General features: G+C 37.5%; 13 protein-coding genes, 1 tRNA gene and 1 other RNA gene. 12 read left to right on the top strand and 3 right to left on the bottom strand.

The features are described from left to right. Positions 1-12: 12 nt before the first annotated feature. On the top strand, positions 13-570 hold the full coding sequence (locus tag AC6H4V_RS07060; RefSeq protein ID WP_428730459.1) for a 2-oxoglutarate:acceptor oxidoreductase subunit OorC: 558 nt from the start codon (positions 13-15) through the stop codon (positions 568-570). Positions 571-681: 111 nt separating this feature from the next. Here AC6H4V_RS07060 and AC6H4V_RS07055 read toward each other — a convergent pair whose 3' ends face one another. Next, positions 682-1,299: a TetR/AcrR family transcriptional regulator gene (locus AC6H4V_RS07055; RefSeq protein ID WP_497606287.1), complete on the bottom strand. Its 618-nt coding sequence runs from the start codon at positions 1,297-1,299 to the stop codon at positions 682-684. A 208-nt stretch (positions 1,300-1,507) separates the two neighbouring features. On the opposite strand from AC6H4V_RS07055, the gene rnpB reads away from it, so the two are divergent. The 4 genes from rnpB (at position 1,508) to AC6H4V_RS07035 (ending at position 3,028) form a co-directional block, all read left to right on the top strand. Beyond that, positions 1,508-1,870: RNase P RNA component class A (rnpB, locus tag AC6H4V_RS07050), an RNA gene on the top strand. A 161-nt stretch (positions 1,871-2,031) separates the two neighbouring features. Further along, positions 2,032-2,238, top strand: coding sequence for a hypothetical protein (locus tag AC6H4V_RS07045; protein WP_497606286.1), 207 nt, complete (start codon positions 2,032-2,034; stop codon positions 2,236-2,238). A gap of 90 nt (positions 2,239-2,328) precedes the next feature. Further along, a complete protein-coding gene (locus tag AC6H4V_RS07040; protein WP_428730456.1) occupies positions 2,329-2,874 on the top strand; it encodes a response regulator in 546 nt (181 codons plus the stop codon). A 79-nt stretch (positions 2,875-2,953) separates the two neighbouring features. After that, a tRNA-Glu gene (locus AC6H4V_RS07035) sits at positions 2,954-3,028 on the top strand. A gap of 112 nt (positions 3,029-3,140) precedes the next feature. Here the strand turns inward: AC6H4V_RS07035 and AC6H4V_RS07030 are convergent. Beyond that, positions 3,141-5,402, bottom strand: coding sequence for a glutamine--tRNA ligase/YqeY domain fusion protein (locus AC6H4V_RS07030; protein ID WP_497606285.1), 2,262 nt, complete (start codon positions 5,400-5,402; stop codon positions 3,141-3,143). A 109-nt stretch (positions 5,403-5,511) separates the two neighbouring features. Between AC6H4V_RS07030 and AC6H4V_RS07025 the strand changes: the two genes are divergently transcribed. Both AC6H4V_RS07025 and AC6H4V_RS07020 read left to right on the top strand, forming a co-directional pair. After that, complete coding sequence (locus tag AC6H4V_RS07025) at positions 5,512-6,732, top strand: glutamate--tRNA ligase family protein (protein WP_497606284.1); 1,221 nt, start codon at positions 5,512-5,514, stop codon at positions 6,730-6,732. Beyond that, positions 6,729-7,013 (top strand): YggT family protein, encoded by a 285-nt coding sequence (locus AC6H4V_RS07020; protein ID WP_428730452.1) that lies wholly within the window; start codon positions 6,729-6,731, stop codon positions 7,011-7,013. Before AC6H4V_RS07025 ends, AC6H4V_RS07020 begins: the two co-directional genes overlap by 4 nt. A gap of 1 nt (position 7,014) precedes the next feature. On the opposite strand, the gene AC6H4V_RS07015 is transcribed toward AC6H4V_RS07020, so the two are convergent. Further along, positions 7,015-7,503, bottom strand: a complete 489-nt coding sequence (locus AC6H4V_RS07015; protein WP_497606283.1) for a hypothetical protein — start codon at positions 7,501-7,503, stop codon at positions 7,015-7,017. Positions 7,504-7,600: 97 nt separating this feature from the next. Here AC6H4V_RS07015 and mobB point away from each other — a divergent pair, with 97 nt between their 5' ends. From mobB to AC6H4V_RS06990, 5 genes are read left to right on the top strand one after another with little or no spacing between them, the layout of a single operon-like run. Then, on the top strand, positions 7,601-8,104 hold the full coding sequence (gene mobB / locus AC6H4V_RS07010) for a molybdopterin-guanine dinucleotide biosynthesis protein B (RefSeq protein WP_428730961.1): 504 nt from the start codon (positions 7,601-7,603) through the stop codon (positions 8,102-8,104). A gap of 2 nt (positions 8,105-8,106) precedes the next feature. Next, complete coding sequence (locus tag AC6H4V_RS07005) at positions 8,107-8,946, top strand: class 1 fructose-bisphosphatase (RefSeq protein ID WP_497606282.1); 840 nt, start codon at positions 8,107-8,109, stop codon at positions 8,944-8,946. Beyond that, positions 8,933-9,139: a hypothetical protein gene (locus tag AC6H4V_RS07000; RefSeq protein ID WP_428730448.1), complete on the top strand. Its 207-nt coding sequence runs from the start codon at positions 8,933-8,935 to the stop codon at positions 9,137-9,139. The genes AC6H4V_RS07005 and AC6H4V_RS07000 overlap by 14 nt, the downstream gene beginning before the upstream one ends. Positions 9,140-9,148: 9 nt before the next feature. Next, a complete protein-coding gene (gene metG, locus AC6H4V_RS06995) occupies positions 9,149-11,083 on the top strand; it encodes a methionine--tRNA ligase (RefSeq protein ID WP_497606281.1) in 1,935 nt (644 codons plus the stop codon). Beyond that, complete coding sequence (locus tag AC6H4V_RS06990; protein ID WP_497606280.1) at positions 11,080-12,075, top strand: hypothetical protein; 996 nt, start codon at positions 11,080-11,082, stop codon at positions 12,073-12,075. Before metG ends, AC6H4V_RS06990 begins: the two co-directional genes overlap by 4 nt. Positions 12,076-12,083 lie beyond the last annotated feature (8 nt).

The raw sequence follows: 12,083 nt of genomic DNA, 5'->3' as shown, positions 1-12,083 counted from the left end.
GGAGACACATAGATGGCTAGAACATTAATGAGATTTACAGGTGTTGGCGGACAAGGTGTTCTTCTAGCAGGTGAAATTTTTGCAGCAGCGAAAATTAAAACAGGTGGATTTGGTTTAAAAACTGCTACATATACTTCTCAAGTGCGTGGTGGTCCAACAGTTGTTGACATTACGCTTGATGATGAGGAGATTTTTTACCCATACGCAAATGATGGCGAAATCAACTTTATGCTCTCTGTTGCACAGGTGAGTTATAACCAGTTTAAAAAAGGTGTTCAAGAGGGTGGAACAATCGTTGTTGATCCAAATCTTGTGCAGCCGAGTGATGAAGATAGAAAAACTTGGAATATTGTTGAAATTCCAATTATTACTATTGCAAAAGAGGAAGTTGGTAATGTTATTACCCAGTCTGTTGTTGCACTTGCGATAGCAAACACTTTTATGAATGCGATAGACAAAGATGCTCTTATCGATACAATGCTCTCAAAAGTTCCTGCGAAAGTGCATGACGTCAATAAGCAAGCGTATGAGCTAGGTGAGAAATATGCAAATGAGGCTATGAATAAATAGTTTTATAGATTTGTCTCTTTTTTAAGAGACAAAATATTGAGCAGCCCTAAAAAGCTGCTTTTTTTATACAAATAATTTAATATTAAATAGTATTCATAATATTATGAAATATCAAATTCTAATACTTTCCCAAAAAAATTCTACGTGCTTTTCAAATTGTGTTGACAGATTTGTAGTAGAGCTACCATCAAACCTTAAAAGCGTAATCTGAAGCCTGATATAGAAGAGGGTGGATAAAAACTCATAAGCGACCATCATTGGGTCTGCTGAACGAATCAGGGAGTTTTGCATCATCATAAAAAATGCTTCTGAGAGAACCTTTATATTTTCATTGTGAAATTCATTCATAAACTGCTCTCTAAGCTCTTTGTTTTGGAAAAGCTCTATCATGAGTAGCCTAAACATGTTTTCGTTATTTTTATCAAATGTGAGAAGCTTGTATTGCATCGTAAACTTCTGTAAAAAAGCCTTCCCTTTCAGTGCAGACTCTTTGATATCACTCTCGTTTTGAGAGAAGGGTGTTGTAAAAATCTCTTTTGCAACAGATAAAAAAATCTCCTCTTTATTTTGAAAATGGTTATACAGCGCGCTCTCTCTTATTCCCACTTCTGAAGCTATTTTTCGCACACTTGTTGCTTTAAATCCATACTCTGAAAAGAGAGTAGATGCTGCTTTGAGTATCTTTTGCTTTGTACCTGTTTTCTTTTGCACATGCGTTATTTCGGACATTAAAACCTCTTTTTTATTGTTATGAACATCTGTTAATGTGAATAGAAGTATATATGAACAAATGTTAATTTACTCTTATTTGAAATGAACGATTGTTCATACTAATGTTTGACATAATGAACAAATGTTCATATATAAATTAAAAGAAAAGAACATTTGTTCACTTATGAAAAAAACTGACTTAAAGGAACTTTTTTGTAAGCTTTCGCAGGTACAACAGATAGCAACTTGATTTATTTCAAGAGGAAAGTCCGAGCTGCTCTAAGAAAGTGTTCCATTTAACGAATGGCCGTAGCAATGCGAGGGAAAGTGCAACAGAGAGAAGACTTCCGCTTAATGGCGGTAAAGGTGAAAGGGCGGTGTAAGAGACCACCAGTCTTTATAGTAATATAGAGAGCTTGTAAACCCAACATGGCAGCAAGAAACAGATGGTCAGCGTCTTAGGGAGCAAGTAGATGGTAGTGATACTGTTTACTTTTGCTTATGCTACTGTTTCGCTAGAAGTACAATGTGAATTGTAAAGTAGATTAATGCTATCAAAACAAAACTCGGCTTATGTTGTGCCTGTTTAAAAAGAAGTCAAATCATAAAACCCATGTTTAGATGAAATACTATCTAATATAATATGCCTAATATATAAAAATTATATTCAAGAGAATTTACATTATGTTAACCAATGCGTAGATAGAATGATTTTTTTAAAATTCCAAACAAGATAAGAGTCAAACGATTATGGATAGAAAAGAAGAACTTATAAACGATATACAAAACTTGCTTAACAGTTATGATGATGTTCATAAAACATCCATCAATCCTAGTATTTTAAAATTTATGGATGAAGAGACCCTTCTTCATATCATCGGTTCACTATTAGATCAAAAAGAGGATGCTAAAGAACCAGATCTCAATTGGCTAGAGACATTTAAAAAATATAATTAAATAGTTATAGTTGCTATCAATCAAAAACAGTTTCATTTGTTACCGAATTGTCTGTATAATTTGGAATTACATATAATAAAGGATTCTAAAATGTCTAATGTAGATTTAGTACAACTTACGCAGGAAACAAAGAAGCTCACGGCAATGGTCGTTGAAGATGAGAAAGTTGCAAATGAACTTTTGAGCTCAACTTTCAAAAACTTTTTTTCTGATGTTAAATCATGTTTTAATGGTAAAGAGGCTTTAGAAGCTTACCTTAAATCGGCTCCTGATGTTGTTTTTGTTGATATTATCATGGCAGAGATGGATGGTATAGAGCTTTCACGCAAAATTCGTGAAATCAACCCTACTCAAATAATCATTGTTATCTCTGCAAGCAATGATATTGAAAAAATATCTGAGTCTATCGAAGTTGGTGTTAATAGCTTCATACAAAAACCAATCGATACGAAAAAAATCATAGAGTTGCTATCAAGCGTTGTCGCTATGGTTGCTAAAAAGAAAAAAATTGAGACAAAAACATTTTCTATCTCTCTTCCGTTAGATTTGTATGAGCAAGTAAATGACAATGCTAAGGCGGAGAGTATCTCTAAAAATGCCGTTATCATTAGAGCACTTCGCAGCTTTTACGAATAATGAAGAAATTACTGAGTTTTAGAAATTATTAAGATACAAATCTGTATAATTTCGGCTCAGTAACAAACACTGACAAAGTGGCCCCGTCGTCTAGCGGTAAGGATCCCAGGTTTTCATCCTGGTTACAGGAGTTCGATTCTCCTCGGGGTCACCAACTTTCGCACTCTAATCACACCAAAAATAATTAAACATTCGTTAAATAGCAAAGTCAATCTAATTTGGTAGTTTTTACGCACTTTTTTAAAAGTGCGTAACCCCCTGCTCTTTTACTTGTTTAGTTTCTGTGCAACAAGTTCATTTACCACGCTTGGGTTTGCTTTACCGCCTGTCATTTTTAGTACTTGACCTACAAAAAAACCAAGCAGATTGGTGTTTCCGCCTTTGAACTTAGCAACATTGTCAGGATTTTTTGCGATTACTTCATCGATAATAGGCTCAATTACAGCAGGGTCGCTTATCTGGATAAGTCCCTTAGCTTGAACTATCAGCATAGGGTTTTCTCCATTTGTAGCCATCTCTTCAAAAACTTCTTTAGCTATTTTATTTGAGATAGTGCCTTCATCAATCATCTTAACAAGTTCGGCTATTTGGAGTGCAGTAAACTTCAGCTCACTGCCTTGTTTCTCTTTAAACTCTCTTGCTACCTCATTTGCTACAATGTTTGCAATAGTTACAGGGGAGTTGTGAAGCGAGAGTACATTTTCATAAAAAGAGGAGAGTTTTTCATCTCTGGCTAAAATCTCGGCAAGCATACTGTTTAGTCCAAGCTCATTGGTGTATCTGTTAAACAGAGACTGCTCTGCTTCACTCATAGCTTCAGCTTTACCCTCAATCTGAATCTTTTTATCTTCTCTTTTTTCTATCTTAGCAGTGGTTGCCTCAGTACTGTTTTTTTTACCCCAAGACTCTTTAAGACCTACGATTTTGTTAAAAACAGGTTTTTCATCTGTGTAGTCAACAGAATCAGCATAAAAATATCCATGTCTTTCAAACTGAAATCTAACATCTGGTTTTTCTGTTACAACTGCAGGTTCAATAAGCGCATTTTGTATGATTTTTAAAGAGTTAGGATTGAGATCTTCCATGCCTTGAGGGTTTTCACAAGCATAAAGCCTTTCATAGAGCCTTACCTCCACTTCTTTAGCAGATGCAGCATCCACCCATTGGATAGCACTTTTGACTTTTATGCCGCTTGTGTCTTGTCCGCTTTTTGAGCTGGGATGGTACTCTGCTATTATCTCGGTTATATTGCCGTTTTCATCTTTTTTAACCTCTTTGCATGTGATGATATAGGCATGTTTGAGACGCACACTCTGCTCGGGTGTGAGACGGAAGTAACCTTTTGGAGGGTTTTCATCAAAATCATCGCGTTCAATATATATCTCTTTAGAAAAAGGGATCTTTCTTGACCCCTCTTTTGGTATATCATCAGGATAGTACGAAGCGTCAAGTTCTTCACTGCCCTCATAGTTCTCTATGGTTACTTTTAGAGGATCAAGCACACTCATCACACGAGGTACTTTTGTGTTGAGATCATCTCTGATACAAAACTCAAGCTGCGAGACATCAACAGTGGAGTTTGCTTTTGCTATACCGATTTGATCACAGAAGTTTAAGATGGATTCGGGTGTATAGCCTCTTCTTCTAAGCCCTGCAATAGTTGGCATGCGAGGATCATCCCATCCGTTTACTCTTTTTTCGTTTACTAGCTCAAGAAGCTTTCTTTTACTCATAACGGTATAGTTGATTCCAAGTCTTGCAAACTCATGTTGGTAAGGGCGCGGCGGTTGAAGTCCAAGTGTCTCTAGCACCCAGTCATAGATATCACGGTTGTTTTCAAACTCTAGCGTACAGATAGAGTGAGTAATACCTTCGATGTAATCAGAGAGACAGTGACCAAAGTCATACATAGGATAAATCGCCCACTTGTCCCCTGCTCTATAGTGGTGTGCATGACGGATGCGGTACAAAAGAGGATCACGCATCTTCATATTTGGAGCAGACATATCAATCTTGGCGCGAAGAACATGTGCACCGTCTTTAAACTCTCCGTTTTTCATTCTCTCTAAAAGGTCAAGATTCTCTTCTACACTGCGATTTGCATATTCACTGCGACGCCCCGCTTCTGTAACACTGCCACGATACTCACGCATCGTCTCTTCATCCAAACTGTCAACATAAGCTTTGCCCATTTTGACAAGCTCTACGGCATACTCGTAAAGTTTGTCGAAATAGTCAGATGTATAACGCACATCGCCATCCCACTTAAATCCAAGCCACTCAACAGCATCTTTAAGCGCTTCAACATATCTTGTGTCCTCTGTAGTCGGGTTCGTATCGTCCATCCTAAGGTTACAGCGACCGTTATAATCGCGTGCAATACCGAAATTGATAGCGATAGATTTAGCATGTCCGATGTGAGGAAAGCCGTTTGGCTCAGGAGGAAATCTTGTGATAATATTTTTATATTTGCCTGCTTTTAGGTCTTTTTCAACTATTGTGCGTAAAAAATCTTTGTGTTCACTCATGACTACTAAACCTTTGTTTAAAACTTTGTATTATGGATAGTATTCTATCAAATCGGAGCTTTAGCTAAAACTTGATAGAATTCCAAAATTAGATTATACAGGAATAGAAATGCTGAGATTTGCGTTTAGCCCGACTCATGATATGAACATTGGTAACTTAAGAGTTGCCATATTGAACTATATTGTCTCAAAGCAGAGAAGTGAGGGTTTAATCGTTCGCATAGAAGATAGGGACAAAGAGAGAAACATGGAAGGAAAAGACCAAGAGATAGTCGGTATTTTGGAACTTTTTGGCATTGAGTACTCTCATGTTGTCCACCAAAGTCAAAATTTCCGTTTTCATGCAGCAATGGCTCTGCAGCTTCTTCATGAAAAAAAGGCATTTAGCTGTTTTTGCTCACCAGAGTGGCTTGAAAAAAAGAGAGAAGAAGCCAAAAGCAACAAAGAAGTATACAAATATGATGATGCTTGCGCTTCCTTACCTGACGAACTTGTCATCGACAACCAAAATCCATTTACCATCAGAATCAAAAAGTCACAAGAGCCTAATGCGGAGAGTTTTATCATAATGACTGAGGATAAAAGACCAACTTACAGCTTCGCCTGTGGGATTGATGATATGCTCGGTGATATATCTTTAGTCATCCGTGATGAAGAGCATCTAAGCGATGCAGCAAAAGAGGATTGGATTCGAACATCACTTGGCTATGAAAAGAAAATTGAGTATGTGCATCTTCCTGCTATGCAAGATGGTACTTCAAGCGTAAAGTGGCTTCTTGAAGAGGGATTTTTACCATCAGCAATTGCAAATTATTTAATATCAACAGCTATTAAGCCGCCAAAAGAGATATTTACCCTGCAAGAAGCCATAGAGTGGTTTAGCTTGGAAAATATATCCAAATCCCCTGCCCGTTTCGATATCGACATACTCAAGCAGATAAACAGAGAACATCTGATGATGCTTGATGCCAAAGAGCTCTCACGCTATGTAGGTTTTGCAGACGAAGAGATAGGAAAACTTGCAAAAGTCTATCTTGAAGAGGCGAGTACGACAAAAGAGCTTAGAAGCAAGGTGGGTGCTATTTTTGCACCAAAAGAGATTCCAGAGGAGCTTAAAGAATCGGTGGGTATGATTGCCTCTATCATCAAAAAAGCACCCTACTTCGATAGATATGAAGAGTTTGAAAAACATATCATGCAAGAATCCGGCATCAAAGGTGAAAATTTTTTAAAATCCCTCAGACTTCTTCTTACGGGAAGTGAACACACTCCAGATATTGCTGCTGTTTATAAATGCATCAAAAATTATATAGGAGAGATTGTAAAATGAGCATCTTAGTAGAAATCATTCAAGGGTTGGGCTCTATCGTTCTTGGAATCATCAATGTTTATATATGGGTGATTATCATAGCGGCACTGCTTAGTTTTGTGAACCCAGACCCGTTCAACCCAATAGTTCAGTTTTTATACAGAATTACAAATCCTGCTTACATGCTTGTCAGAAGATATGTAAGAACGAACTTTAATGGTTTGGATTTGGCACCGCTTATCATAGTGATTGGTTTGCAGGTTCTTTTAGTGTTACTTAGTGCTCTCTTAAGAGCACTCTGATTTACTCTTTTTTATATTTGAGTGTTGCGGTGGATGAGGATTGTTCCTCTTTTAGAGAGAGATTGAGCTTATCTGCCATCTCAAACGCTACCATGTAGTACTCGCTCCAGTTGTTCGTTGTCTCTATGAGATGCGAAAATTGGTTCTGCTTTGGTAGTTTTTTTATCTTGAGTGGCGATTTGGAGTTTAAAGTGAGTTTTAAACTGCTCTCTATACCATCTTTGGCGCTATGCAGCTCTTTTGCCTCTTTAAGATAGATAAATATGAAAAAGTACTCATGCTCATTGAAGGTTTCTGGATAGACCTCATTAAGATATATCGCCGAAAAAACTCCTCTGACATCTGCATTTTGCGAGACTATTTTACTACTTTGAAGACTTGAAACACTTAACTCTTTTGTTTTGTCCATATCAAATGCAAAAAAAGCATTTTTTTGAGAACATCCGGTAAAAAGCAATAAAAAAGTCAAAAATAGCAAAATATTTTTCATCTAAATCCCTCTGAATAATCAGAGAATTATAGCTTATTAAACAACCTTTTAACGACTATTTTGTATAATCACTCAAATTTTGATTAAAGTATAACCATTGAAAAAAAGATTAGCAGTTGCATTTACCGGTCCATCAAATAGCGGTAAAACGACACTTATATTAAAAATCGCCAGAAAACTTATCCATGACTATAAAAAAGAGGTTGCTATTATAAAGCATGACCCAAAAGATAAGGCGCGTTTTGATGTTGAAGGCAAAGACAGTTACAAATTCTCCGACACAGGCGCAGAGGTTATCGTGACTTCCCCAAATCGTACAACATACTTCTCTCAAAAACATAAAGATTTGGATGAGATGATAAGACTTTTTGATAAGTTTGATATTTTGCTTGTAGAGGGTCTTAAAAATCTCCCTCTTCCACGCATCAGCGTCTTTAGAGACTCTTTGGATCCTGCTTATTTTCCATATATGGACGCCCTTGCAACAGACGGAAGCATAGATATGAGCAGATATGATTTTCCAAAAGATGTTGCTATTTTGAACCTGAACAATTGTGAAGATGTGATAGAGTGGATATTTAAAAATGCAAAGGAAGTATGAAAATGACTGATATATTTAGTGCGATACAAAGAAGTGCCATACGTATAAAAGATGCAATAGATACGAAAGATATAGGATATTCACAGCAGGAAAACAGCTCCGGTGAGACACAGCTTCAGCTTGATATCAAGTGCGATATGATTATCGAGGAGGAGTTTTCAAATGTCGCTTCTATCCACACCATAGCAAGTGAAGAGAAAGAACATGCGGTAATGTTGCATGAAAATGGCAAATACTTCATCGCTTACGACCCGCTTGATGGTTCATCACTAATCGATGTAAACCTAAGTGTTGGTTCTATCTTTGGGATTTATGAGAATGCATTTGGTGCACAAAATATGGTTGCATCGTGTTATGTCGTTTTTGGTCCTCGCGTGGAGATGGTTTTTGCGCACAACAAAGTAAAGATGCATCTGCTTCAAGGCAAAGAGTTTGAGTTTGTTAAAGAGGTTCGCTTAAACGAAAAAGGCAAACTCAACGCGCCTGGTGGAACACAGCAAAACTGGAAGTCTTACCATAAAGAGATGGTAGATAGTTTCTTTGCAGAGGGGTATCGTCTGAGATACTCCGGCGGAATGGTTCCGGACTTGCATCAGATTCTTCTCAAAGGTGGAGGACTCTTCAGTTATCCTGCTACTTCAGATAAACCAAAAGGAAAACTGCGACGGCTTTTTGAAGTTTTCCCTTTTGCTTTTATCTTTAAAAAAGCAGGCGGAGAAGCGATTGATGGAAAAGAAGATTTAATGGGACTTGCATACGCCGATATCCATGACACTTCACCGTGTTTTTTTGGTTCACGCTACGAGGTACAAAGAGTAAAAGAAGTCTATGCAAACAACTGAGTCACAAACGCTCGACAAGTTTGAACTCCATTTGGATGAGATGATAGAGAAACTTCAAACTTGTCAGAAAGCCAAAGAGGTTAAGAGCTGTAGCGCCTGTGAGTTTTATCTGACGTGTGAATTAAGAAGTAGTTATGTGAAAGCGGTTTACAACAGTATGTCTAAAGGGGATACTGGTGGATTTGAATTTTAAGGAGAAAAATTGAGTAAATATATAACAACCCCTATCTATTATGTAAACGGTGAAGCGCATATTGGACATGCTTATACAACTTTTATCGCCGATAGTGTGGCAAGATATGAGAAACTTAAGGGTGAAGATACCTACTTTTTAACTGGTACTGATGAGCATGGACAAAAGATAGAAGAGTCGGCTCAAAAAAATGGCAAAGCTACTCAGGCGTTCGCGGATGAGATAAGTGCTACTTTTAAAAATCTTTGGGATGAGTTTGGTATAAGCTACGATAAATTTATCCGCACAACAGATGAAGCGCATAAAAAAGGTGTGCAGAGAGCTTTTGAAGTAATGTACGCAAAGGGCGATATATATAAAGATTTTTATGAAGGTCACTACTGTGTAAGCTGTGAGACTTTTTTTACGGAAACGCAACTTGTGGACGGAGAGTTTTGCCCTGATTGTGGTAGAAGTACGAACGTGATAAAAGAAGAGAGCTACTTTTTTAGGCTCTCAAAGTATGAAGATGCGCTTTTAAAACATTATGCAGACAACCCTGATTTTATCATGCCGCGCTCTCGTGCAAATGAGGTTATTAACTTTGTTAAAGGCGGTTTGCGTGACCTTTCAGTTACAAGAACATCTTTTACATGGGGCGTTAAAATGCCTGAGTCGATTAAAGACGACAAGCATGTAATGTATGTTTGGCTTGATGCACTCCTTAACTATGTAACAGCACTTGGATATGGAACAACTGAAGAAAATATGCGCTACTGGCCGGCTTCTGTACAGCTTGTTGGTAAAGACATTCTTCGCTTTCATGCCATCTACTGGCCTGCGTTTTTGATGAGTCTTGACCTCCCGCTTCCAAAGCAGATTGGCGCACATGGTTGGTGGACGAGAGACGGAGAGAAGATGAGTAAATCAAAAGGCAATGTTATCTCTCCAAAACAAGTCTCCGATGCTTACGGCGTTGAAAATCTGAGATATTTTATGCTTAGAGAGGTTCCTTTCGGACAAGACGGCGATTTTTCTCAAAGAGCTTTTATAGACAGAATCAACTCGGAACTCAGCAATGATTTGGGTAATCTTCTTAACCGTATTATCGGTATGAGCGGTAAATACTCCGATTTTGAGATAGATAGCGTGGATGTGCTCAAGTACCATCAAAAAGAGATTGATGCTATGAATGTTGTTTTGGATTCGCTTGATGCTTATATGCAAAACCTACAGACACATAGATATCTTGAAGAGCTGTGGAGACTCTTTTCCATCGGAAACAAAGCCATAGAAGAGCATGCCCCATGGGTTAAGATGAAGGAAGAGAGAAAAGATGAGGCACTTGCAACAGTCGCACTTGTGGCAAATATACTTGCAAAAGCCGCGATTATGTTGCACGCGATTATGCCTAAAACTACAGACATCATCGCAGATACATTAAACTTTAGCATAGATAATGCAAGTTATAAAGAGCTTGTTATTGAGAAAAAATTACTAAAACTATTTAATATTAAGCAGACTCCTCCCCTCTTCCCTCGTATAGAAGAGCCTTTGATGCCTGAAGCTCCACTTGCTCATCCAAATGCGGCTAAAGAGGCTCCTAAAGCAGTCACAGAGTGTGCAAAAGAGCAAGATAATCTTATAGAAATCGGTCAGTTTTTCCAAACTTCTCTAAAAGTCGGTATCGTAGTAGAGGCTGAAATCGTTCCAAAGAGTAGTAAACTTTTAAAACTCAAAGTTGATTTGGGCGAAGAAAACCCAAGACAGGTTGTAGCAGGCATAAGAGAGTTCTATACGCCAGAATCCCTCATAAATACGCATGTCTGCGTCGTTGCAAACCTAAAACCTGCAAAACTGATGGGAATGCTCTCAGAGGGAATGCTTCTTGCTGCCAAGGATGAAGATGGTCTCTCACTAGTTAGACCTGAAAAACCTAAAAAAGCAGGCACGCCTATTGGATGAGACTTGAAAATTTTCTAGCGCTTACACAGACCACCCTTGTCAATGAGCCTTATGTACATAGTTTTGAAAATATAGTTTTTGAAGCACATAGGGTCAAGCGAGGAGATCTTTTTTTTGCATATTCTCAAGAAGAGATTGAAGTGGCTGTTGCAAATGGCGCTTATGGGGTTATTTTTGATAAGCCCACACAGATAAGCGATAATGAAATCGCTTGGATTAAAGCGCATAGCCTTGATGAAGCACTTAAAAAGCTGATTCGTTTTAAAAGTATAGAAAAAGAGATAGTGGCGTATGCGTGTAATGAGATTATTTTTAAACTCTCTTTGCAAGTCATCACTCCATCAAACTTCTTGAGCATTTTTGGAGATTTAAAATCGATTTTTAAAGCCCTTTTAGATGCAGAAAACAGAACAACCCTTCTATTTTGCCCTGCCCTTGTGGATAAAGAGATGTTTGCTGTTGTTAAAAAGATGCCGCATCCGCCTTATGTTCCCATTGAGATTATCGAACAGACGCTTTTTGAAACATCTTTTATCTATAATAATGTTTTTTACGAAAGACAGCTCATCTCTCCTTTTTTTATTCCCTATCTTGAAGAGTTGCTGCATCTTTATAAAATACTCAAAATAGAGTATAAACTCAGAAAATTTACGCTTATCGAACATTTTGAACCTATTTTTATCAATAAAAAGTTTGAGATAAAGAGCTTTGGTACAAGTGATAAAGTTCTTATTTTTGAGCCAAATAGCCAACTTATCGATGCGCAAATCTCGTTTTTGCAGCGTCATGCTTCATGGGCAAATACTATTTTTATACTCCCAAAACATATCGAAATAGAAAATAGCCAAAAGAATTTTAGTTATAAAAATGAAAAAGAGATTATTGCTATTTTAAGAGAAAACAGATTTAACTTTGCTCTTATTGTAGGCGTAGATAAATCGATTTTAAACAGACTTTTATCGAACCAAAAACAGCTAACAATGGATTTTTAGGATGGTAA

The sequence above is a fragment of the Sulfurimonas lacustris genome, assembly GCF_059705355.1.
The sequence above is the reverse complement of the archived record's forward strand: the minus strand, read 5'-3'. Positions and strand labels throughout refer to the sequence as shown.